16 protein-coding genes are annotated in these 22,621 nt (G+C 65.9%); 7 read left to right on the top strand and 9 right to left on the bottom strand.

Features of this window, described 5'->3' with window-relative positions; genetic code table 11:
* Nucleotides 1-111 precede the first annotated feature (111 nt).
* The gene (locus ABQY64_RS00230; protein WP_349779669.1) at nucleotides 112-2,487 is read left to right on the top strand and encodes a penicillin acylase family protein; all 2,376 of its coding nucleotides are present in this window, start codon (nucleotides 112-114) and stop codon (nucleotides 2,485-2,487) included.
* Here ABQY64_RS00230 and ABQY64_RS00235 read toward each other — a convergent pair.
* The 7 genes from ABQY64_RS00235 to ABQY64_RS00265 all read right to left on the bottom strand — a co-directional run bounded on the left by ABQY64_RS00235 (nucleotide 2,475) and on the right by ABQY64_RS00265 (nucleotide 10,129).
* Nucleotides 2,475-3,521, bottom strand: a complete 1,047-nt coding sequence (locus ABQY64_RS00235) for an XdhC family protein (RefSeq protein ID WP_349779597.1) — start codon at nucleotides 3,519-3,521, stop codon at nucleotides 2,475-2,477. The two genes, ABQY64_RS00230 and ABQY64_RS00235, sit on opposite strands and share 13 nt — an antisense overlap.
* A 44-nt stretch (nucleotides 3,522-3,565) precedes the next feature.
* Nucleotides 3,566-5,812, bottom strand: a complete 2,247-nt coding sequence (locus ABQY64_RS00240; RefSeq protein WP_349779598.1) for a xanthine dehydrogenase family protein molybdopterin-binding subunit — start codon at nucleotides 5,810-5,812, stop codon at nucleotides 3,566-3,568.
* Between the two features lie 137 nt (nucleotides 5,813-5,949).
* Nucleotides 5,950-6,942, bottom strand: coding sequence for a xanthine dehydrogenase family protein subunit M (locus ABQY64_RS00245; protein WP_349779599.1), 993 nt, complete (start codon nucleotides 6,940-6,942; stop codon nucleotides 5,950-5,952).
* The gene (locus ABQY64_RS00250; protein WP_374057694.1) at nucleotides 6,939-7,475 is read right to left on the bottom strand and encodes a (2Fe-2S)-binding protein; all 537 of its coding nucleotides are present in this window, start codon (nucleotides 7,473-7,475) and stop codon (nucleotides 6,939-6,941) included. The genes ABQY64_RS00245 and ABQY64_RS00250 overlap by 4 nt, the downstream gene beginning before the upstream one ends.
* A gap of 63 nt (nucleotides 7,476-7,538) precedes the next feature.
* Nucleotides 7,539-8,666 carry an NADH-dependent flavin oxidoreductase gene (locus tag ABQY64_RS00255; protein WP_349779601.1) on the bottom strand — a complete coding sequence of 376 codons (1,128 nt, stop codon included), beginning with the start codon at nucleotides 8,664-8,666 and terminating at the stop codon, nucleotides 7,539-7,541.
* Nucleotides 8,666-8,956, bottom strand: a complete 291-nt coding sequence (locus ABQY64_RS00260) for a hypothetical protein (RefSeq protein WP_349779602.1) — start codon at nucleotides 8,954-8,956, stop codon at nucleotides 8,666-8,668. Before ABQY64_RS00260 ends, ABQY64_RS00255 begins: the two co-directional genes overlap by 1 nt.
* A 276-nt stretch (nucleotides 8,957-9,232) precedes the next feature.
* Complete coding sequence (locus ABQY64_RS00265; protein WP_104554745.1) at nucleotides 9,233-10,129, bottom strand: LysR family transcriptional regulator; 897 nt, start codon at nucleotides 10,127-10,129, stop codon at nucleotides 9,233-9,235.
* Between the two features lie 233 nt (nucleotides 10,130-10,362).
* On the opposite strand from ABQY64_RS00265, the gene ABQY64_RS00270 reads away from it, so the two are divergent.
* From ABQY64_RS00270 to ABQY64_RS00285, 4 genes are all read left to right on the top strand, one after another.
* Nucleotides 10,363-11,211: an SDR family NAD(P)-dependent oxidoreductase gene (locus ABQY64_RS00270; protein WP_104561541.1), complete on the top strand. Its 849-nt coding sequence runs from the start codon at nucleotides 10,363-10,365 to the stop codon at nucleotides 11,209-11,211.
* A gap of 444 nt (nucleotides 11,212-11,655) precedes the next feature.
* Nucleotides 11,656-12,054 (top strand): BlaI/MecI/CopY family transcriptional regulator, encoded by a 399-nt coding sequence (locus ABQY64_RS00275; protein ID WP_016901597.1) that lies wholly within the window; start codon nucleotides 11,656-11,658, stop codon nucleotides 12,052-12,054.
* Between the two features lie 2 nt (nucleotides 12,055-12,056).
* Complete coding sequence (locus ABQY64_RS00280; protein WP_349779603.1) at nucleotides 12,057-13,901, top strand: M56 family metallopeptidase; 1,845 nt, start codon at nucleotides 12,057-12,059, stop codon at nucleotides 13,899-13,901.
* 211 nt (nucleotides 13,902-14,112) lie between these two features.
* Complete coding sequence (locus tag ABQY64_RS00285; protein WP_349779604.1) at nucleotides 14,113-15,243, top strand: saccharopine dehydrogenase NADP-binding domain-containing protein; 1,131 nt, start codon at nucleotides 14,113-14,115, stop codon at nucleotides 15,241-15,243.
* A 220-nt stretch (nucleotides 15,244-15,463) separates the two neighbouring features.
* On the opposite strand, the gene ABQY64_RS00290 is transcribed toward ABQY64_RS00285, so the two are convergent.
* Both ABQY64_RS00290 and ABQY64_RS00295 read right to left on the bottom strand, forming a co-directional pair.
* Complete coding sequence (locus tag ABQY64_RS00290; protein ID WP_349779605.1) at nucleotides 15,464-16,252, bottom strand: DUF1868 domain-containing protein; 789 nt, start codon at nucleotides 16,250-16,252, stop codon at nucleotides 15,464-15,466.
* A gap of 10 nt (nucleotides 16,253-16,262) precedes the next feature.
* Nucleotides 16,263-18,926 carry a TonB-dependent receptor gene (locus tag ABQY64_RS00295; protein WP_374151328.1) on the bottom strand — a complete coding sequence of 888 codons (2,664 nt, stop codon included), beginning with the start codon at nucleotides 18,924-18,926 and terminating at the stop codon, nucleotides 16,263-16,265.
* A gap of 105 nt (nucleotides 18,927-19,031) precedes the next feature.
* Between ABQY64_RS00295 and ABQY64_RS00300 the strand changes: the two genes are divergently transcribed.
* Together ABQY64_RS00300 and avrBs2 are read left to right on the top strand one after the other, a co-directional pair.
* Nucleotides 19,032-20,189: an ROK family protein gene (locus ABQY64_RS00300; protein ID WP_011035309.1), complete on the top strand. Its 1,158-nt coding sequence runs from the start codon at nucleotides 19,032-19,034 to the stop codon at nucleotides 20,187-20,189.
* Between the two features lie 142 nt (nucleotides 20,190-20,331).
* Entirely contained in the window at nucleotides 20,332-22,491 is a 2,160-nt protein-coding gene (avrBs2, locus tag ABQY64_RS00305) for a type III secretion system effector avirulence protein AvrBs2 (protein WP_349779606.1), read from the top strand.
* Nucleotides 22,492-22,621: the final 130 nt, after the last annotated feature.

Genomic DNA, 22,621 nt, shown 5'->3' on the forward strand with positions numbered 1-22,621 from the left:
CAAGGTGCGCCACGCATGATCTGGATGAGCATGATTGCGACACGCAAGATCGCGAAAAGCACGATCTCGATCGGCAAGACAGCGCTCTGGTGTCTTGCGGTGTGCCAGCTGATGCTCAACAGCGCAGCGGCGGCCACGCCGACGCACGCCACGCTGACAGTTGCGGGATTGGAGCAGCCCGCGCAGATCCGTGTGGATCGCTGGGGCGTGGCGCATCTCTATGCCAAAACCGACAACGATGCATTTTTCGTGCAGGGCTTCAACGTGGCACGCGACCGCCTGTTTCAGCTGGATCTGCTGCGCCGCAAAGGGCTTGGTCACCTGTCGGCGGCATTCGGACCTGCGTATGTGCAGCAGGATCGCGCCGCGCGGTTGTTTCTGTATCGCGGCAGCATGGCCGAGGAGTGGAGCAGTTACGGGCCCGACGCGCAGCGCGACGTGACGCGGTTTGTCGCCGGCATCAACGCCTACATCGATTGGTTGGGCGCACATCCGCACGCGCTGCCGTATGAATTCCGCACGTTCTCGTATCGCCCGGAAAAATGGGCGCCGGAAGACGTGCTGCGTATCCGCACCACCGGCCTGAGCCGTAACGTCAAAAGCGAAGTGGCGCGTGCCAAGGTCGCGTGCAAGGCCTCGCTTGCTGTCGATGCCGTGCGCCAAAAATTGCAACCGGCCTGGACAACCATGGTGCCTGACGGACTGGATCCTTGTCTGCCCGAAGATGTCTTGAAGGTCTACGAGCTGGCAACGCAAAGCCCCAGGCTCAGCGCCGACACGCACGTGGCAGAGGCGCAGACACCGCCATTGCGGCCGGGCGAGGAAGCCTTCGCCGAAGGCAGCAACAACTGGGTCATCGCACCGCAAAAATCCGCCACCGGTCACGCGGTATTGGCCGACGACCCGCACCGTGCCTACAGCGTTCCCAGCCTGCGCTACTTCGTGCACCTCAACAGCCCGGGCCTGGACGTTATCGGTGCCGGCGAGCCGACTGCACCCGGGGTTGCAATCGGCCACAACCAGACCAGCGCGTTCGGGCTGACCATCTTCAACATCGATCAGGAAGACCTGTACGTCTATCGCCTGAACCCGGCCGACAACGCGTCCTATTGGTACAACGGCAAGTGGGAGCCGCTGCACACCGAACACGCCGCCATCGCGGTGCGCGATGGCGCAGCAGTCGACGCGCAGCTGCAATTCACCCGCCACGGGCCGGTGATCTACATCGATGCAGACAAGCACATCGCCTACGCGATCCGCTCGGTGTGGAGCCAACCCGGTGCCGCGCCGTATCTTGGCTCGCTGCGGTATTTGCGCACTACTTCGTTCGAGCAGTTCAAGACTACGCTCGCGCAGTGGGGCGCACCATCGGTCAATCAGGTCTACGCAGACATCAAAGGCAACATCGGTTGGGCCACTGCCGGCATGACGCCGCGCCGCCCGCGCTCGGACGGCCTGCTGCCGGTGCCCGGCGACGGCCGCTACGAGTGGGATGGCTTCTGGAACGCCGATGTCCTGCCTTCGGCGAAGAATCCGGCGGCAGGCTTCATCACCACGTCCAACGAGATGAATCTGCCGGCCGGTTATCCGTATGCGCAGCGCAAGATCGGCTTCGAATGGGCCAACGACGCGCGCCATGCGCGCATCACCCAGGTGCTGTCGCAGCTGCCGACGGTGAGCCTGCAGGATTCGGAAAGACTGCAGAACGACCAGGTATCGCTGCTGGCGCAGCGCCTGGTCGCCTTGATCGCCCCGCTGCAGGCGCACGACGAGGCCACCACTGCGGCGCTCGGCTTGCTCAAGCCCTGGGACGGCACGGTGAGCGCCACCTCCGCCGCCGCTGCGCTGGAGGAGCTGTGGTTCAGCCGTTATCTCGGCGATGCCTACAAGGCGCTGGTGCTGCGTCCGTCGGAGGCGGCCACCTTCGGACTGCCCGATGCAGCGGTATTGATGGATGCGCTTGAACATCCAGGCGCGGCCTTCGGTCCCGCACCGGCGGCACGCCGCGATCAACTGCTGCTGGAGTCGCTACGCAGCGCGTACCTGGCGCTGGTGGAGCTGCAGGGCCCGGATCCTGCGCAGTGGCAGTGGGGCAAGCTACACGTCAACAAGGTCTCGCATGCGATGAGCGCGGCGGTCGGCAGCGATCGTGCGCTGCTGGATGTCGGCCCGTTCGCCAAGGGCGGCAGCCCGTACACGCCGAATCAATCCAGCTATGACCCCAGCGATTTCCGCCAGACCATCGGCCCATCCGCACGGCTGATCATCGACCTCGGCAACTGGGACAACTCGCGCGCGATGAACTACCCAGGCCAATCCGGCGACCCGGCTAGCCCGCATTACCGCGACCTTGCACCGATGTGGCTGCAAGGCACGTATTTTCCGTTGCTGTACACGCGCGCTGCTGTCGACGCGGCGACCGAGCAGATCGTGGATCTGGTGCCGGCCGCACGCCCAGGTTCAGCGCACGTGGGTCACTCCCACTGAGAACGTCCAGACCTCCATTGTTCCAACTCCGCGCAGACGCTCAGTGCAATTCCGGCTGGCCCGGAACTGCCTAAGCGCAGTCCCACCGGAGATCGCAATGTCGGTAGCAGCCTTGCGCGCAGTTCAGGTTTGACGAACCTGAGCAGATCCTCGCGCCGGCGGGCAGGGCCAAGCAGTCCCACGAAGGCGCAAGGCGAGGCTGCCAACGCCTGCAGCGACTCAAGATCGAGTTCGAAATTGTGGTGCATCAACAGCACCGCATCCGGCGAAAAATCAGCCAACAGCGCCGGGACGGACACCGATGCATCGAGTGCCGCTGCGCCGCTGCGGTGACGCCACGTCGCGCGCGGCTCCCTGTACCTGGCCTGCCAGCCCAGGTCTTGCAACATCGCCGAAAGGTAGGTCGCTTCGGGGCCGGCCCCCAGCACCAACACGCGCGGCGGTGGCGCAATGCGAATGTTCCAGCAGTTGGACGGTTGCACATGCTCCGGCAACACGGCCGCGAGCACGCATTGGCTGATGTGCGCCGCACAGCCGAGGCGGATTTTGCCTGAGGCCATGACGGTCACATCAAGTGACGCGCCGCCTGCAGACCAGGTGTCGATGGCGGCGTCCAGGCAAGGGACGGCGCTGACTGGAAACAGCGCGACCAGTTGGCGGCCCCGACACCCTGTCGCGCCAGCGGAGAACAGGGCGCTGTCCTCCAGGTTATCGATCTCAAGCAGCTGCAACGTGTCGGTTTCAACCGCCAGCTCGGCACACGCAAGCAGGGCAGGTTCCAGGCAACCGCCGCTGAGCCACCCCACATGCCGACCCGAGCCGAACAGTGCCAGCGTGCCTTGCCTGGCATACACCGACCCTTCGGTGTCGAGCACGACGGCGAGCGCGGTGGGCACGCCGTCAACGCTGCTGGCGCGCGCTGCGGCAAGCACCACTGCTTGCGCGCCAGCGCTGCGCTCGTTGCACCTGCGCCAATCACAGGGCATCGGCACAGCGGCCGAGAGTCCGCTGTCGATCGAAAGGTTCCCAGCCATCCCTCACCTCGGTCGCCAACGCCTGACGCGTGCATCGTGCGTGCTCATCGTCCGGCAAGCTTGTCCAGCGTGATCGGCAGGCTGCGGATGCGTTTGCCGGTGGCATGAAAGACCGCATTGCCGATCGCCGGTGCGACGCCGACAACACCGATCTCACCCACGCCCTTGCCGCCAAGCGCGCTTGCCTGCAGGTCGGGAATGCCCACGGAGATGACCTCAATGTCAGGCACGTCGGCATTGACGGGCATCGCATAGTCGGCAAAGTTCGCATTGACGGTGCGGCCGTCGCGCTGGTCGATGTGGCCTTCCTCGAGAAGCGTCTGCCCGAGCCCCATGATCATGCCGCCGATCCACTGGCTCTCGGCTAGTTTCGGATTGAAGATGCGCCCGCTATCGAATGCCGAGACCATGCGTTTGACGCGGATCGTGCCAAAGTCCTCGTCGACGCGGACCTCGACGAACTGCGCGCACCAGCTGTGCGCCGAGACGCCGCCTTCCAGCGCGGTTTTCAGTTGCGCGAAACTGCGATCGGCCTCGTTCTTCATTTGCTCGGTGGCATCGGCGGCGAACGTATTGCCTTCGACCGCCAGGCTGCTCTTTCCGACCGCCTTAAGCAGGTCGGCAATGGCGATACCGCCACGACGGCGCCGCGCGGGCCGGATGTAGCCGTCCTTGTAGACGAGTTCGGCAGGCCTGGCGCCCGCCAGCGGCGAGCGCGGGTCGGTCGCTGCAAGTGCCAGCAGGAGCGCACGCGCATTTCGCGCTGCACGGTCGACTGCGCCGGCCAGGTTGTTGGCTTGCTGCGAGCCACCGGCAAGCGCGGAGCGGGGCAGCACGGTATCGCCTAGGCGAACCACGACATTTGCGACAGGCACGCCCAGGGCCGCTGCTGCGGTTTGCGCAAGGATGGTGTAGGTCCCGGTTCCGATATCGGTACCGGCGCTGAGCACCTCGATCTTTCCGCTGTCGTGAAACACGAGCCTGGCTTCACTGGCGGTGCGGATCATCGGATAGGCGCCCGCTGCCATGCCATAGCCGATCAGCTCGCGACCCTCGCGCATCGAGCGCGGTTGCGGGTTGCGCTTCCACCAGCCGATAGCCTCGGCGCCAGCCGCATAGGCTTCGCGCAGCTGCCGTGTCGTCCACGGCAACTTGCTGCTGGGATCCATGTCGGCCCAATTGGCCAGGCGCAAGGTGATCGGGTCCATGTCCAGCGCGTAGGCCAGCTCGTCCATGGCGCTTTCCAGCGCGTAGGCACTTGGATTCTCGCCGGGGCCGCGCTTCCATCCGGGCATGACGGTGTGCACCGGAACCACGTTCAACCGGGACGAAAAGTTCGGTGTGGCATACATGATCTTGGTGACATTGTTGCAGGCCTCGACATGCACCTCGTCGATGGCGGTCTCGTTCCAGCTCTCGTGGACGATCGCGCTGATTCGTCCATCCTTCGATGCACCGATGGAGAGCGTCTGCCGCGTTGCAGGACGCCCGCCCAGGCCGGTAAAGGTCTGTGGTCGGGTCAGCGAGACCTTGACGGGCCTGCCCAGCTGCCGCGAAGCCGCGCACGCCAGTCCCACATGCGGATGCGCCCCGATCTTGGAGCCGAACCCGCCGCCCACGTAAGGCGAGATGACCCGTACCTTCTCGATATCGATGCCCAGCCATTCCGACACCACGCGTCGCGCGCCTCCCACCCACTGGCTGGGCTCCCAGACGGTCATCTGGCCGTCCTGCCACGAGGCGATACAGGCATGCGGCTCCAACGGCACGTTGTATTCGCGCGCGGTCGTGTACGCGACATCGACCTTCACCTCGGCGCTGGCCAGCGCTGCCGCTGCATCGCCCCACGTCGCCCCCATCGCATCGACAACCTGCGGTGTCGCCTTGGCGTCGTTGAGGTCGAGGATGGGCGTGGCGTCTGCATAGTCGATCTGGAGCAAGCTCGCCGCTTCGGTTGCCTGCTCGAAGGTGTCGGCGACCACGAGCGCGAGATGCATGCCGTTGAATCGGATCACATCGTCCTGTAGTGGCGTAAATTCCTCGGTCGCGCCGCCGCCCTTGCTGTAGACCGTTGGCTTGTTGAGTTTCAAGGGATGCTGCTGGGTGTAGACATCGATCACCCCGGGCAAGGCCAGGGCAGCCGATGTGTCGATACCGACCACACGCCCGGCAGGACGGGTGGATTGCACGGTGACGCCGTAGGCCATGTTCGGCAGCGTCTGTTCGATTGCATAACGGGCATTGCCCGTGACTTTCAACGGGCCTTCCGCGCGCGACAGGCGCGCACCCAATGGTGATTCGGCGTGGGCAGGCAGACTTGCGGCGGCTTCCTCACCGGCCAGGCCAACGCCGGTGGCGGCAACTGTCGCTGCACCCACGCCCAGTTTGATGAAGGTGCGGCGGTCAAGTTCCAGCTCGGTCTTGTGGGTCATGCGATGCCTCCTACCTGCATCAGAGCGCGTGCCACCACACTGGGCGTCAGAGCGATCTTGAACGCGTTGTGTCCGCTCGCCTTCGCCTCATCGACCGATGCTGCGGCCGCAGTGCGCAGCGTTCTCTCGTCGAGCGTGGCGCCGTTGAGCAATGCTTCGACCTGGTGCAATCGCCAGGGTTTGGTTGCGACACCACCTACGGCGATGCGCGCCTGCCGAATGGTGGTGTTGTCGGCTTCCATTTCTAGACCGACCGCGGCGCTGGCTGCAGCGAACTCGTAGGACGCGCGATCACGGACCTTGAGATAGTGCGAGCGCTTCAGTGCGGGCGAGCGCGGGATTTCAATCCCGATGATGATCTCGCCCGGTCGTAACGCGTGCTCAAGATGCGGCGTCTGCCCTGGAAGCAGGAAGAAGGCATCGGCCGGAATCCGCCGTTGCGTGGATCCCTGGAGAAGGACCACCGCATCGAAGGCCACCAGCGACACCGCAAGATCGCCCGGATAGATGGCGATGCAGGCATCGCTGGTTCCGAACACGGCATGATTCCGGTTCATACCGTCCATCGCAGCGCATCCGGAGCCGGGGTTGCGCTTGTTGCAGTTCGAATAGGCGCCGGGGTCGCGGAAGTAGGTGCAACGGGTCCGCTGCATCAGGTTGCCGCCAATGGATGCCATGTTGCGCAATTGCGCAGAGGCAGCACGCCACAGGCTCTGGGACAGCGCAGGAGCGAGCTGCTGGATGTCGGGGTGATCGGCAACCCTGCTCATCTTGGCAAGCGCGCCGATACGGATGACATCGACCGAGATCGCGATGGTGTCCAGGCCCTGGATTCCGGTGAGATCGACCAGGCGTGCAGGGCGCTCGACGTTGAGCTTCATCAGATCGAGCAGCGTGGTTCCTCCGGCAAGGAACTTCGTCTCCGGTTTGCTGCCTTCGGCAATCGCCATGGCGGCATCCTGTGCACGCAGGTAGTCGAAGCTCCTCATCGCACGGTCTCTTTCTCAAGGCGGCTGGCCGCATCGCGCACGGCCGCGACAATATGGGGATAGGCGCCACAGCGACAGAGATTGCCGCTCATGTACTCGCGAATCTCGCTGTCAGTACTTGCGTGACCTTCGCGGATGCAGGCGACAGCCGACATGATCTGACCAGGCGTGCAGTAACCGCATTGGAAGGCATCGCGTTCGACGAATGCACTCTGGACCGCGTGCATCACACCATCGGGCCCCTGCAAGCCCTCGATCGTGGTGACCTGATGGCCCACTGCCTGGACCGCCAAGGTGAGACAGCTCAGGACGCGTTCGCCATCCAGATGCACCGTGCAGGCCCCGCACTGTCCGTGGTCGCAGCCCTTCTTCGTTCCCGGCAGGCCGGCATGTTCGCGCAGTGCGTCGAGCAGTGTTGTACGCACGTCGACGCGAAGTTGGTGGCGCTGGCCATTGATGTCGAGCGTCAAGGGAAGGGTTGCTGACATCGCATTTCCTTTTGAAGGTGGGGCTAAGGGATCGCGCGTGGGCATCGGGCTTGCGGCCGTGGCCGGTATTCCCACTGCTGGCCGGCCAACACCACATCTCCGCTGGACTCAGGCGGCTTTTCGAACGTTGAACCACCCTGTGGTGCTCGCGATAACCGCCCAAAGCTTGGCGGGAATGGCAAGACGCTGAACGTCGGACGCGGCGATATCGAATGCGACCTCTCCCTGTGCATCGCCCGTCGCGAAGTCGACCCAGTCCGGATTCATCACCAGCCCCTGGCCGACCGCGACCACACCGACTCCCGCAGCAAGCGCGTCCTCGGCGTGTTCCGGTGTCCGGATCTGGCCCGCTGCAATGAGCGGCACGCGGCCAGCCAGATGATCCCGCAGGACTTCAATGATCCTCGGGCCGTCGGGTGCATCGACCGGGCGCGCTTCAAGCGCATCCCCCAGCGACACATGCAGATAGTCAACACCGCTATCGATCAGGCGATCGACCAGCGCGAGTGATTCGGCAATGCGTAGGCCGTCCGCGTGCGGTTCGTCGACGGTGATGCGATAGCCCAGCACAAACGGTGTGCTGGCATGGCGTGCGATGGCGTCACGAACGGCCTGCACCACCGCGACAGGAAAGCGCATGCGGTGATCGAGGGAGCCGCCCCAACGATCGGTCCGGCGATTGAAATGTGGGGACAGGAAGTTCTGCAGCAGGAACCCGTGCGCGCCATGCAGCTCGACACCGTCGAAGCCTGCCTCGATGGCACGACGGGTTGCCTCGCCGAAGGCGCGCACAACGGCCTGAATTTCCTCATCGGCAAGCGCGCGCGGCACGACCGCCGGTGCATAGGGGCCAGCGTCGCCGGCAACCGCGCTTGCGGCAACGATGTCCGAGACCAGTTCCGGGCTGGTCTTGACGCCGGCGTGGAAGAGTTGAAGGATCGCCGGCGCACCTCCGCTTTTGGCAGCGGTTGCAAGCCGCTTCAGGCTGGGAATGAAGCGGTCGTCATACGCGGCGAATTCGTCGGTGAATCCGATCCCGTTTTTCTGCACATGCGTACAACCGGTAATCACCAGTCCCACGCCTCTGACACGTCGCCGGTAATAAGCCTCCTCTGCATCGGACACCGTGCCGTCGGCATTGCCAGCCCATGTGGTCATCGGAGCCATCGCGATGCGGTTGCGCAGCGTCAGGCCATTGCCAAGTGAGAGAGGTTGGAGAAGCGCTGTTGAAGTCATTACAGGGGTTCCATCATTTGCAAGAGTTGAAAGCTGTTTGTCCGAGGTCTTGAAAGATCAACGTCCTCAAAGCGCCCGCTCGCCTGATCGACAGGGCGATGGCGCTGGAGCACACCGAAACGTCCACAGAGAAAGTGATCCGGCATCGGCGCACGCTCACCACAACGGCGCCCGGTGCAGACGCCAACCGGGGCTACCGATGCTTCAGGCAGTTCGGTTCCAACCCCGATGCTTGCCAGGATCAGGTTCGAGTTGGAAAGGCCCGGGTTACTGGGTTTGGGAGGCTGCATGGTCTGGATTCCTGCTCAGATGCGTGCACACGGACGGTGACCCCTGCGCGCGTTGTCGAGATACCAAGACCATGGACACGGTGATGGGCCGTGCTTGCACACGAGCCTGATCGGGTTCAGGTCTTGAGCGGCGATGCGCTGGGAAGACTTGCCCGAACGACGATAGGCCGTTGGCGATTAAGAGACTAGATGGCTAATTTCGAATGTGCCTAGAAGGCCGTTTTCTTAGTCGGCCGTATTGGCCGAGTGCCGGCGTTGAGCCGGCCTGCAGCGATGTCAGGGGCGGCGGTAGCGAAGCGCTTCGAGTACCAGCGCAAACGCCGGCGCGTGCTGTCGGCGGCTCGGGTAATACAGGTGATATGCCGGCCGTGGCGGCGACCAGGCACCAAGCACCTGCACCAGTGCGCCGTCTTCGAGGTCGGCGGCCACCTGGTCTTCCGGGAGATAGGCCAGGCCCAGGCCGTCCAGCGCTGCCTGGTGCATCATCCGCAATGAACTGAAAGTGGCCCGGCCGTCGATGCGAACCTTCAATTCGCGCCCGCCCTTGTAGAACTCCCACGCGTACGTCCCCCCATGGGTGGGCAGGCGCAGCCTCAGGCAGCTGTGCTGCGTTAGATCGTTGGGGCTGACCGGGCGTTTTCTGTTGGCGAAGTAAGCGGGCGCCCCGACGACGGCGAAGCGGAAATCGCGGTTGAGCGGCACCGAGATCATGTCCTTGTCGACCTGCTCGCCCAGCCGTACGCCTGCGTCATAGCGGTCGGCCACGATGTCTCTCAGCGCGTACTCGCTGATGATTTCGATGTTGATGTCGGGGTATTCGCGCAGCATCGGCGCAAGCCGCGGCCAGAGAATGGTTTCGGCAGCGTGTTCGACGGTGGTGATGCGCACCGTGCCCGCCGGCTTGTCGCGCATGCTGCTGAGCGCGGCGATCTCGATTTCGATTTCGTCGAAGTGCGGGCCGATGCGGTTGAGCAGGCGTTCGCCGGCCTCGGTGACCGACACACTGCGCGTGGTCCGCGTGAGCAAGGTGAGACCCAGGCGCGCCTCGAGCGTTCGAACCGTATAACTCAGCGCCGACTGCGAGACCCCCAGTTGGGCAGCTGCTCTGGTAAAGCTCTGCTCGCGCGCGACTGCGATGAAGGCCAGGAAGTCGTTGACGTTATCTCGGCGCATTCATAAATCCAGTTTATAGGTGCATGCGGATTATATGGGCTAATCAGTTAATTGGCCTTGCGCTATGTTGCATCCAACAGCCGCCGATTGGCCAGCAGAACACACATGGCCATTGCAGATTCCGTGGGCGGACCCTGCACGCGTAGCAGGCCCGCAGGGATGCAGTTACCACGTCCTCTCACCACCTGCGCGATGCGTGGGTGACAGCCGATCAACACACAGAGATAGATCTCATGACCGACAACAACGTTTGGTTCATCACTGGCACCAGCCGAGGGCTGGGGACCGATATCGCCCGGCAAGCATTGGACGCCGGCCACCGCGTCGTCGCCACGGGGCGCAATGCCGATAACGTGTCGAAAGCGATCGGGTCACACGACAATCTGCTGGCTATCGCGCTCGATATCACCGACCCGCACGCCGCGCAGGCCGCAGCGCAGCTCGCGGTCGATCGCTTCGGCAGCATCGATGTGCTTGTGAATAACGCAGGCAACTTCTACGCCGGTTATTTCGAAGAGATCAGCGACGCGCAATTCCGGGCGCAGATGGAGACGAACTTCTTCGGCCCCTTGAATGTCACGCGCGCAGTTCTGCCGATCATGCGCAAGCAGCGCAGCGGTCAGGTGATCACCGTTACCTCCACCGCCGCCTTCGTGGGCATGGAATTTTGCGCAGCGTATGCGGCCTCCAAGTTCGCGCTGGAAGGTTGGGTCGAGTCGCTGCGTTATGACGTGAAGCCGTATGGCATCGAGGTGATGGCGGTCGAGCCGGGATTCTTCCGGACCGAGCTGCTGGTCGAAGGCGCCTCGACGATCTGGCCCGAACTCTCCATTGAAGACTACGCGGCGCGCACGGCGCAGACGATTGCTGCATGGAAGGGCATGAACGGCCAACAAGGCGGCGATCCTGCAAAGCTCGCCGCTGCGCTGGTGGCGCTGTCCGGCGCCGACGAGCTGCCACTGCGCTTTGTGGCGGGCGCCGACGCCATGGACATCGTCGAAACCGATCTGAAAACCGTTCAAGCGCAGATCGATGCGCAACGCGACTTGTCCGCGTCGCTGTCCTTCGATGCAGCTGCGTAGACCCGCAACGCGTCTTTGCTGATCGCCGCATTGATGCCATTGCAACTGACAGGACGTTTCGCGCTGGTGACCGGTGCGAACAGCAGAATCGGGGCGGCGACAGTCGCCTCGCCAGCCTATCGTCTGTTCGGGTCGTGCAGTCTTGAACGGACCTTATTTCCCTGGCAGTAGTGCAAAGATCGCACGCAGCCCTCCAGCTGGTTGGCCATCCTGGAAGTCGGAGCCAGCCATGGAGTGGGCGCGTGCGCTTTCGTAGAGCTGTGGAAGATCCACGGAGCAGTAGAGCGACCGGCTCTTCATTCTCAGCCCTTGCCTGCAGCGTGCTCCCACGCCCGTCCGCGTGCCGCCGAGTTCCGCACCGCGGCAACGCTCTCCTTGGCCCCCCTGCCATCCGACCTATTGACTACAGTTGTCGTCACGCTTACGGTAGCGACAACTGTAGTCATGGAGAGCGGCATGCGTGGCAAGACCATCGGGGACCAGGAGCTGGCCCTGCTGCAACACATCGAAGAACAACGGCAGGCCAGTGTCGGCGAAGTGGCGGCCGCGTTCGGTGAGCCGCGTGGGCTGGCGCGCTCGACCGTGCTGACCATGATGGAGCGCCTGCGCGCCAAGGGCTTCCTGCGCCGCGAGCAGGTGGACGGCATGTACCGCTACAGCGCCACCAGCGGGCAGGACGCGGTGGTGCGCTCGGCGGTTGGGCAGTTCGTGGAAAAGACCTTGCAGGGCTCGGTGTCGCCGTTCGTGGCGTGGATGTCGCAGCGCGCCAAGGTCAGTGACAGCGAGCTGGCCGAGCTCGAAGCCCTGGTCGCCAAGCTGCAGTCGCAGCGCAAGGAGGATTGAGCATGTCGCCAATGATCGAAGCCTTGCTTTGGAGACTGGGCGCCACCAGCGTGCAGACCGCCGTGCTGGCGTTGGCGGTGTGGGCGCTGTGCCGCGGGGTGAAGCGCTTGCCGGCCACCACGCAAACCTGGTTGTGGTGGTTGGTAGGCGTGCAGGCCGTGGTTGGCCTGCTGTGGAACGCGCCGCTGCAGTTGCCGGTGTTGCCCGCAGCCACGCCCACGCCTGCCTTGATTGCCGGCAATAGCCTGGCGCCGATGGTGATGGCCAATGCCAGTGCATCCGGCGCCAGCGCGGTCGCCAGCGCGGGCGCGGCAGACGTGCTGCAGGGTGCAAGCGGTCCGTCCTGGGCGCTGTGGCTGGCCGCGTTATGGGTTGCCGGCGTTGCAGTGATGGCGCTCGGCACAGTGCGCGCATACCGACGCAGCCGCGCCCTGGTACGCGCTGCCGCACCGTGCACCGATCGTGCCCTGGTCGCCGCACTGCGCATGGCCGCAGAAGCGCATGGCCTGTCGCAGCCGCCGGAAATATGGCTGTCGCAGCAGATCGTCTCGCCGCAGTTGATCGGGCCCTGGCGCCCGGTCTTGCTGCTGCCCGCCGCACGCCTGCCGCACATGGCCGACGACGATCTGGACATGGCGCTGACCCATGAACTGATCCATCTGCGCCGGCGCGATCTGTGGTGGGGCTTGCTGCCGTCGCTGGCCCAGCACCTGTTCTTCTTCCACCCGCTGGTGCATCTGGCCGCGCGCGAATACGCCACCGCCCGCGAGGCCGCCTGCGATGCCGCGGTGGTCGCAGGCCACCGTCATTGCCGCCACGACTATGGCCGGCTGTTGCTGCAACTGGGCGTGGCACCGCGCCCGCACGGCGGCGTGGCCAGCGCCTCGCCGTCCTTCCTCAGCCTCAAACGGAGATTGCTCATGTTGCAGAACCCGACCTCGTTCCCGCGGTTTGGCGCGGCCCTGATCCTGGGCGCGGTGGCCATCACCGGCGTGCTGCCGCTGCGCCTGGTGGCCATGCCCGCAGCGCCGGCTGTTGCTGCCGCATCAGCGGCCGCACCGGCCAAACCAGCTGCCGGCGTGTCCAGCACAGCGGCACCGGCCACTGCCGCCGCTGCAGCTGCACCGGCAACTGCGGCAGCAACCGCCGCACCGGCAAACGCCGCCGCACCGGCTGCAGCGGCGTCATCCACCAGCCAGACCTTCACCACCACCTCTACGCACGGCCAGATCAACCTGTCGCATGACCCCGACCGCGATGCCTACGTGCTGCTGCAGGGCAACGACAGCGTCATGAATGGCTCGGTGGACGATCTCAAGCATGTGCGTCGTCTGGCCGGCAAGGATGGCCAGCTGATGTGGTTCCGCAAGGATGGCAAGCAGTACGTCGTGCGCGATCCCGACACCTTCAAGCGCTTGAATGCGGTGTATGCGCCAGTCACCAAACTGGGCCAGGCGCAGGGCGCGCTGGGCGAGCGCCAGGGCGAGCTCGGCGAGCAGCAGGGCGAGTTGGGTGCGCAGATGGGTGAGCTGGGTGCACGTGCTGCCGACGCGGCCGCAAAGCACGTCAATGCATCCTTGCTCGACACCGATGCGCACACACAGCAGGCCGCCGAGCGTGCGGCGCGGGAAGCAGAACGCGCAGTACGTCAGGCCGAACAGGCCATGCAGCGCAGCGGCGCCCAACAGCGGATGCAGGCGCTGGCCAGGCAGCAGGCGGCGCTCGCCACCGAGCAGGCAGATCTGGCCAGCCAGCAGGCCGCCGCCAGCGTGCGCGCCGACAAGGAAGCCCAGCGCATCATGCGCGAGGCGATCGCACAGGGGCTGGCCACACAGATCGAGGGCTGATCGCCGCAGGCCGCTGCTCGCCGAGACTGTGCAGCACGCGCAGACGGCGAGCAGCTGGCGCCCTCTCGGCCGGAGGCAGTGACTGGCGTCAAACCGGCTCGGCGCCGCACGCGCCGTGCAGGCACGCGCGGCGGGCGACACACAGCGCTGGTGACTCGGTGACGCCGCTGCTCGCCGATACTGTGCAACAGGCGCAGACGGCGAGCGGACAATGACGTACCGGGTGGTGGTGTTGGGGGGCTTCGGGCATTTCGGCGCGCGCATCGTGCGGGCGCTGGCGGCAACGGCGCAACTGCAGGTGATCGCGGCCGGGCGGCATCCCGGCGATGTGGCGGCCAAGTGGCCGGATGTGGCACCCGGTCGCATCGCGTGCTGTCGCCTGGATATCGACGCAAGCGATTTTGCCGCGCAATTGGCGGCCACTGCCGCCGATGCGGTGGTGCATACCGCAGGCCCGTTCCAGGGCCAGGATTACGCCGTGGCGCACACCTGCCTGCAGGCCGGCATGCACTACATCGACCTGGCCGACGGCCGCGCGTTCGTCCGCGATTTCCCCGCGGCAGTGGATGCAGTGGCAAGGCAAGCGCAGCGTGTGGCCATCAGCGGCGCCAGCACCTTGCCCGCGCTGTCGAGCGCCGTGATCGATGCCTTGCTCCCACGTTTTTCCGCGTTGCGCGACATCCGCATGGTTATCGCGCCCGCGCAAGGCACACCGCTTGGCCTGTCCACCGTGCGTGCGGTGTTGTCGTACTGCGGCACGCCGTTCGCATGGCTGCATGAGGGCCGCTGGCAAACGGTGGTGGGCTGGGCCAGACCCACACGCGTGCAGTTCGCCCAGCTCGCGCCGCGGCTTGCGTCGCCCTGCGATGTGCCCGATCACGATCTGCTGCCACCGCGCTATCCAGGCGTGCAGAGCGTGCAGTTTCGCGCAGCGTTGGAAGTGCCGTTCCTGCAGCGCTGCCTGGCCGGTGTCGCCTGGTTGCGTCACCACGGCGTGCCATTGCCGATGGCGCGCCTGGCCGAGGTGTTTGCACGTGCGGCACGCTGGTTTGATCGCTTCGGCACCGACCTCGGTGGCATGCGCGTGGAGCTGCGTGGCATGAGCCATCCCCAGGCTGGCGGTCCCCGGCCGCTGCGACTGCATTGGGACCTCACCGCTGCGATGCTGCACGGCCCGGAGATTCCCTGCTTCGCCGCAATCCTGCTGGTACGCAAACTTGCCGAAGGGCAGGCATTACCGATCGGCGCGCATGCCTGCATGGGCTTGTTGACCCTGGCCGAATTCGAGCAGGAGTTTGCAGCGTGGCAGATGGTGACCGAGGTGTCGGAAGTGCGTGTCTGAGGACACGTCGTGCACGACCGCTGCAGACGCACGCATCACCACACTGTGCGCAACACCTAACACCAGTACGTCACAACCAACGTGCCAGGGAGTAGAGCCCCTCTCCCGAGGGGAGAGGGGCTTTACAGCGCTGCGCGTCCGTACACACGGCCAATGATCAGCTTGCAGCGCCGCAGCAGGTGTCGTTACACGCACAACAGATGGCCATACGCACTCAACGTCACACCTCGCGGAGCGTACGAAACGCATACATATCGTTGAACGTGCAGAAGTGGAAAAGCGGCACCGTGATCGGGCCGGCGGCAGCCAGCCGCTTCAGCCACACGCCCACTGCAGCGTGGTAGGCCGCCTGTTCGTCGGCATCGAGCGTCTCGCACAGATAGGCCAGCGAGATGTGGAACCGGTAGTGGCTATAGTCCGGGCGCTGCAGTAGCGTCAGCGCCATCAGGCCCTTGCGCGCCGTCTCCAGCCGCTGCGCGGTGGCCGCATCGGCAGGTAGCAACGGAATCAGCAGATTGTCGTTGCTGCCGGTCATGGCCGCGGTGGGGTCGATCACAAACTGACACGCCCCCAGCGGCGTGGTGTTGCGCTGTTGCAACCGCGACAGGAAGCTGGCGTTGATGTCGGCCAGCGCAGCATCGCGCGCCAGATCGCTCGGCCACGGCCCGTGCGCGCGGTCGGTTTCATTGACCCCGCCCAGCAAGGTCACGTGATAGCTGCTGGGCGGCAGCACGGCGAGCTTGTTGGCAAAGCCGTGCTTGGGCAGCTCGCGGTAGATGTCCAGCACCCGGTCGAAGCTGGCGTAGCCATCGCCCTGCTGCTCGAGATGGCCGACAAACGTGTTGCCGGCAAACAGCATCGGCCGCCTGGAGCGCAGGAACTTGCGGCCCACATCCGCGGGCGGCGCTGCACCGGCAAGCGAGGGTAATGCGGTTGCCAGCAACGAAGCGCCGGCGGCGCCGGTGAGCAGACGACGGCGGCTGAAGGTGGTATCCAGACATGACGACATGCTTAGCTCCTCAAAGTTTGACGTTGACGCCGACCATCACAGTGGGGGCCATCTTCCAGGCCGATTGCACATACTCCTGATCGCGGCCGATGCGGTATTGGTAGCCCTGGCCAGCCAGGTTGAGCACGTCCAGGCTCAGCGACACCGCCGGGGACACGTCCCAGCCCAGTTTCAGATCGATGCGGTCCAGCGGTTGCTGGTAACGGTTGCGATAGAACTCCTGCAGGCTGCTGTAATTGGGAAAGCGGTCATCCCACAGCTCGCCGGTGCGGCTCCAGGCTAGCGTGGCGCGCAACGGCCCACGGGCGTAATTCAGGGTCAGATTCCACAACTGTTTGGGCTGCTGCGGCAGCACGTCCAGGGTGGTGCTGGTGCCATCTCCGAGCACCACCGGGTAGTCCACGTCCAGGAACGTGACATTGGCGGTCACCGACAAGCCGGCCAGCGCGGGCAACCACGGCCCCAGCTCCTTGATGGCCCCCAGCTCGGCGCCGCGCAGGCGCACCGGCCGGTCCACATTGCGCGGCTGGGTGACCAGCACCTGCTCGCCGTCGATGCTGTCCATCTGGCCGTAGCGGAAGATTTCGTCGTCGATGGTCTTGTGGAACAGCGCGACCGACAGCAGGCTGCCGCCGTCGTCGAAGCTCCAGTCATGGCCAAGGTCCAGGTTCTGCGAGCGGCGCGGCTGCAGGTCCGGGTTGCCCTGGTTGAGCGTGGGCGGTGTGCTCCCCAGCGTGAGCACGCCGCCGTTCAAGGCCATCTGGTCCAGGCGCGGGCGCCCGATCGAGCGCGACACGCCAACGCGCAGCGTGCCGTTGGCGCTGGTCTGCAGTTGCCCGCTGAGCGATGGCAACCAGTTGCGGTAGGTGCGCACCGCGCTGACCGGTGTCCAGGTGGTTCCGCTCAGCTGCTGGCCGGCGCTGGCAAAGCGTGTCTGTTCCAGACGGATGCCGCCAGCCAGCAGCCAGCGCTCGCCGCGCCATTGCGCCTGGGCAAAGCCGGCGCGCACCTGTTCGTCGACCCCATAGCTGCCGCTGTTCTGCGCGGTGGTGTCCACCACCCCGCGCGCCTGGCCGGCCAGGGCATCCCAGCGTGCGTCGGCCAATGCCGGGTCGATGGTCATCATCTCCCTGTTGCAGCCCAGGGCGCAGGTCGGGCGGCCCAGCACGTCGGCCAATGTGTCAGGCAGGCCGTTCCAGGTAGTGCGCTGCACAGTGGTGCGCATATGCGTGCGGACCTGCCGCGCGCCCGCGGCCAGCCCCAGCCCGCGGCTGTCCTCGTCCATGTTGCGACGCAGCTCCAGCTGCAGGTCGCCGACCCGTTCGGCGTAGTCGGTGCGCTCCTGCTGGTGATAGGCGTTGGGGTAGCGCGCCGGGTCATCAGCCAGGGCCGGATCCAGGGGCGTGAAGGCCGGCAGCGTGCCGCTCCAGTCGAACCCGTACCCCAGGCGATTTTGCTGGAAGCGGTCCCAGGTCTGCGGGTTGTCCACCGTGGCGCGCGAGGTGCTCGCGCGCAGCGCGGCGCGCCACTGCGCCGGCAACTCGGCCAGCAGCTCGCCATTGATGCCCGTCAGCGCGCGCTTCCAGCGCAACCGCCCCAGTTCGACGTATTGATTGAGGTTGTCGAGCGTGCCGCTCTGCGCGCCGGTGCGGGTCAGGCGTGCGCTGTTCTGCACCTGGGCGTTCTGGGTATTGCGGTCCGAGGCCTCACGCTGGCGGAAGCTGTAGCCGGACACATGGCCGCTGAGCGGACCCTCCGGCTGCCAGTCCACGCGTGCGGTCAGGCCGCGCCGTTCGCGAGTGTTGGCGTAGTTGTACCAGCGCCGTTCGCCGGGAACCGCAGCGCCGGTGCCCCCGTAGGGCACCGGGTCGCGCGTGTCGTCGGCGGCGTACCAGTTCAAGCCGCCGCCGTTTTCCTGCTGCGGCACCGCGATCTCGCGCCGCCACTGGCTGGCAGCGCCCAAAAAGGCGAACTGCCCGTCGCGACCGAAGCGCTTGCCCCATTTCAGGTCGCCCTCGCCAACCGGCGAGCGGCCGCCGTAGCGGCTGCCCATCAGGTTGGCGCCGCCCTTGGCCGAGAAGGTGAGCAGGCCGTCCGGGCGCCCGAAGCCGGTGGCGGTGACCAGGTTGGTGACCCCGCCGATCGCGCCGCCATCGTTTTCCGGCAGGAACGACTTCGCCACATCGATGCGGTCGACAAAGTTGGCCGGCAGCACATCCATCATCGCCTGGCGGCTGCCGATGTCGTTGCTGGCAAACGCAAATCCGTCGATCAGCATGCTGTTGTAGTTGCCGTTGAGGCCACGCACCGTCACGTAGCGCGGCTCGCCCTGGTACTCCACGGTGCTGACGCCGGTGACCCGGCGCAGCGCATCGCCCACATTGAAGTCCGCCAGCTGCCCGATGCTGTCGGCGGCGACCGAGTCCACGACGGTGGGCGCGGCCTGTTTGGTGGCGATGGCGCGCGTGTTCTGCGACTGGAACGAGGTGCGCACCTGCACCGCATCCAGGGTCTGCGGCGAGGCATCGGCGGGCGCCTCGGCGGCCTGCGCCGGCGCCTGCATCCAGCCCGAAACGGCCATGCCCAGCGCGAGCGACAATGTGCGACGCTGCGCGATGCAGGCCGGGCCGGGCAGACACAGGAAGCCAGAGGGGGAGCGATGAAACAGACGCATGGCACGATCCGCACTGTCGGGCAGCCCCAACGTGGTGGCCGCAAGCCGATTAAATTAATCTGCTTAATTTAAGCTTATGTGACACCACCGGTTCTTTTCCCTTCCATGTCTTCCTTCTTCGCCCACGCGGCCATTCGTTCGCATTACCGCCGTCGTAGCGACGGCCAGGCCGCCGGTTCCAGCGAGCGCGCGTTGCTGGATCTGATCCGCAGTGCCGGCCAGCTGGCGCGTGCGGATCTGCCGCGCGCCAGCGGGCTCAGCGTCCCCGGTACCAAGGGCATCATCGACCCGCTGGTCGCACATGGCCTGCTCCAGCTCGGCCCGTCGTTGCGGCGCGGGCGCGGTCAACCCAGCGTCGAGCTGAGTCTGGTGCCCGACTACGCATTCAGCGTGGGGGTCTCGTTGATGGTCGATGGCATCGCGGTGGTGCTGATCGACTTCGCCGGGCAGGTGCGCGGCATGCGCCAGCTCACAGCGTTCCCGCTGACGCTGGACTTGGTCGCGGCGCAGTTGCCGGAATTGGTGGAGCAGTTGCTGCAGGCGGCCGGTGTCGACCGGCAGCGGCTGTTCGGGGTGGGCGTCAGCATGACCGGCCCGCGCATCGGCGATGGCACGCGGGTCAATCCGCCGCTCACGCTGGCCGCCGAATGGATGCAGGTCGAGCTGGACCGCTTCATCGCCGAACGCCTGCAGTTGCCGGTCTGGATGGACAACGACGCCCATTGCGCCGCCCTGGCCGAAGCCTTGTACGGGGTCGGCCGCCAGTCGCCGGATCTGGTCTATCTGACCATCGCCGACGGGTTTGCCGCAGGCGTGATCGCCGCTGGCAGCGTGCACCGCGGCGCGCACGGCAACGTGGGCGAACTGGGGCGCATCTCGGCCATCACCGGCAGTGCGCGGCCCACGCTGGAAAGCCTGCGCCAGGCGCTGGTCGCCGATGGCCATGCGCTGCCGGACCTGCACACCATGCTGCAGCACTACGATCCGGCATGGCCGCAGATCGAGGCCTGGCTGGATGCGGTGCAACCCACCGTGACCCTGGCGGTGGCGGCGATCATCGCGTTGATCGACCCGCGCGTCATCGTCTTTGGCGCGCGCCTGCCGGCAGATCTTGCGCAGCGGCTGATCGCCCGGGTCGCCTTCGAGCCGGCGCCACGGCGCGGCGTCGCATCGCCGTATCCGGCATTGCTGGTCGGGCAGGTGCAGGCACACGCCACGGTGCTGGGCGCGGCCATGCTGCCGTTCAAGGAAACGCTGTTCTAGCGCAGGCGATGGACCAGCCGGCGTAGTGCGCCGGCGTTGCGGCGGGGCATCGTTTCGCATCGCGGCGGCATAGTTCGCCTCGGTTGCGCATTGTCATCTGCCAAGCGGTTTACTGGCCGCCCGCAGTGCTCTTGAGGTCGTCATGCGTATTGCTCCCTTGCAACCCGCCGCCACGCCCACCACCGCGCTGGCAACACCGGCGCACACCAGCGCGATCACCCCGATGGAGGTGCCGCACCCGCCAGGCGGCAACCCGCCGTTGCGCGCACGCCCGCGTCGCCAGGCCGCCGTGCTACCGCCGCTGGTGCCATTGGACGACAGCGCGATGACCGGCAAGCAGGCATTGGTGGCGCTGGACGGCGAGTTCTCCGAGCAGCGCCTGGCCGAAGTGCAGGCGCACCAGATCACCTTGCAGGCCGCGCAAAGCGCGCTGGCCAAGCAGTTGGCTCAGGAGGCCACTCCCGCACCCGGGCCCGACAGCATCGCGGCACGCTTTGCCGCCGGAACGCTGCAGCCGGTGTATCTGGACACCGCCGCGTTCGACGAGATGACCGCCAGCTTGCCCGAGCACTCGCGTGCAGCGGCCGGCCCGGTGCTGGTCGATGCGCAGCAGGGCCGCATCGTCTTCGATCTGGGCCACGCGTTTGCGCCTGGCGATACTTTCAGCGATGCCGCATGCACGGCATTGCGCAAGGCGCTGGATCTGCGCGCCCATGGGTTGGAAACACCCGGCTGGCTAAAGCCCGCCGCGTCCACGCCCGCGCAGCCGCGGCGCAAGTTGCAGCAGGCCGCGCGCTACCACGGCCACGAGGTGCCGGCGCGCGACGGCGGCGCAGCGTTCTTCAAGCGCAACGACCATCATCTGGTGGCCGGCAAGGACGCGCTGCTGCGCAAGCACCGCAAGGAGCTCGTCCACGACGCGTATTTCCAGGCGCCCAGCACGCGCGCGCTGGGCAAGGACGTGATGGTGCACCGGGGCCTGTTCGACAACCACGCCGGCATCCCGGAAAACTCGCTGGCCGCCATCGATCGCGCTTACGAACACGGCTATCGCAACCTGGAGCTGGATGTGGAGGTCAGCGCCGACGGCGTACCGGTGTTGATGCACGACTTCAGCATTGGCCGCATGACCGACGACCCGCAGAACAGATTGGTCTCGCAGGTCCCGTTCGCGCAGTTGCGCGAGATGCCGCTGGTGATCCGCAACCCGGTCGACGGCAACTTCATCAAGACCGATCAGAGCATTGCCGCCGTGGAGCAGGCGCTGGAGCACGCGTTGCAGAAGCCGGAGGCGATGTCGGTGGCGCTGGATTGCAAGGAAGACACCGGCGAGGCGGTGGCGATGCTGCTGATGCGTCGGCCGGACCTGCGCCAGGGCGCTGCGATCAAGCTGTATGCCAAGTACTACACAGGCGGCTTCGATCAATTTTTGTCCAATCTGTACAAGCACTACCAGATCAATCCGCTGCACTCGCAGGACGCGCCCCGCCGTGCCGCGCTCGATCGCCTACTGGCCAAGATCAACGTGGTGCCGGTCTTCAGCCAGGGCATGCTCGCCGACGCGCAGTTGCGCGATTTCTTCCCGGGCAAGGACGATGGCCCGGAGGGGCTGGCCGACACGGCGGTGCAATGGCTGGAAAGCTGGAACCGGATGCGCCCGGTCATCGTGGAGGCGGTGGCCACCGATCAGCAAAGCGCTGCGGGCAAGGCCATGGAGCTGACACGCACACGCCTGCGCCAGCCCGACTCGTCCTACGCGCAGGCGGCATTCTCGTCCGGCTACCGCTACGAGGATTTCTCGCTGCCGCGCGCCAACCACGACAAGGACTATTACGTCTGGCGCAACTTCGGCGAGATGCAGAAGCTCAGCGGCGAAGCCTTCGGCATCCAGCGCACCACCGCCGGTGCCTTTCGCGACGCCGGTGAAAGCCTGCTGACCGACCAGCCCGAAGAAGAACTGCTCGCGCTGCTGGAAAACCGCACGCTGGCGCGTGGCCACACCGGCATGGAACTGGACCTGCCGCCAGAGACGCCCATCGACAGCGCACGCGATGCAGCGATCGTGCAGCAGCGCACCAGCGAATTCCGCGCCGCGTCCAGGCCTGCCGACCCGGCGCATGTTGCGGCCGTGCGCGAAGGCCGGCTTCTGGATCGCTCGGCAGACCATTCGCACGATGCCGCCGCCAGGCAGGCGGTGGATGCACGCGCCGACACGCTGGGGCGGCTGACCGATCAGTACCGTGGCGCACCGGTGACCCATTACCTCAACGAGCAGGCCAGACAGATCGAGCCGGGCGAATGATGCCGGCGCACTGATCCTGCGCCGGCGCGCGTGACTTGGCGGCATGACCGCTCAGGTGCTCGCCAATGGGTGGCGGCCTTGCAGTGTTGCCGGTGGACATCGCCTCTGCCGGCAAACTGCAGTGGCGCGC

This window comes from Xanthomonas sp. WHRI 7065, from assembly GCF_040203115.2.
In the GTDB taxonomy this organism is placed as follows: Bacteria; Pseudomonadota; Gammaproteobacteria; order Xanthomonadales; family Xanthomonadaceae; genus Xanthomonas; species Xanthomonas arboricola.

Coding starts and splice junctions, on each gene's coding strand:
- ABQY64_RS00230 (WP_349779669.1), top strand. CDS start 112: ATGCTCAACAGCGCAGCGGCGGCCACGCCGACGCACGCCACGCTGACA.
- ABQY64_RS00235 (WP_349779597.1), bottom strand. CDS start 3,521: ATGGCTGGGAACCTTTCGATCGACAGCGGACTCTCGGCCGCTGTGCCG.
- ABQY64_RS00260 (WP_349779602.1), bottom strand. CDS start 8,956: ATGCAGCCTCCCAAACCCAGTAACCCGGGCCTTTCCAACTCGAACCTG.
- ABQY64_RS00290 (WP_349779605.1), bottom strand. CDS start 16,252: ATGTCGTCATGTCTGGATACCACCTTCAGCCGCCGTCGTCTGCTCACC.
- ABQY64_RS00265 (WP_104554745.1), bottom strand. CDS start 10,129: ATGCGCCGAGATAACGTCAACGACTTCCTGGCCTTCATCGCAGTCGCG.
- ABQY64_RS00275 (WP_016901597.1), top strand. CDS start 11,656: ATGGAGAGCGGCATGCGTGGCAAGACCATCGGGGACCAGGAGCTGGCC.
- ABQY64_RS00255 (WP_349779601.1), bottom strand. CDS start 8,666: ATGACTTCAACAGCGCTTCTCCAACCTCTCTCACTTGGCAATGGCCTG.
- ABQY64_RS00295 (WP_374151328.1), bottom strand. CDS start 18,926: ATGCGTCTGTTTCATCGCTCCCCCTCTGGCTTCCTGTGTCTGCCCGGC.
- ABQY64_RS00250 (WP_374057694.1), bottom strand. CDS start 7,475: ATGCCCACGCGCGATCCCTTAGCCCCACCTTCAAAAGGAAATGCGATG.
- ABQY64_RS00270 (WP_104561541.1), top strand. CDS start 10,363: ATGACCGACAACAACGTTTGGTTCATCACTGGCACCAGCCGAGGGCTG.
- ABQY64_RS00245 (WP_349779599.1), bottom strand. CDS start 6,942: ATGAGGAGCTTCGACTACCTGCGTGCACAGGATGCCGCCATGGCGATT.
- ABQY64_RS00285 (WP_349779604.1), top strand. CDS start 14,113: ATGACGTACCGGGTGGTGGTGTTGGGGGGCTTCGGGCATTTCGGCGCG.
- avrBs2 (WP_349779606.1), top strand. CDS start 20,332: ATGCGTATTGCTCCCTTGCAACCCGCCGCCACGCCCACCACCGCGCTG.
- ABQY64_RS00300 (WP_011035309.1), top strand. CDS start 19,032: ATGTCTTCCTTCTTCGCCCACGCGGCCATTCGTTCGCATTACCGCCGT.
- ABQY64_RS00280 (WP_349779603.1), top strand. CDS start 12,057: ATGTCGCCAATGATCGAAGCCTTGCTTTGGAGACTGGGCGCCACCAGC.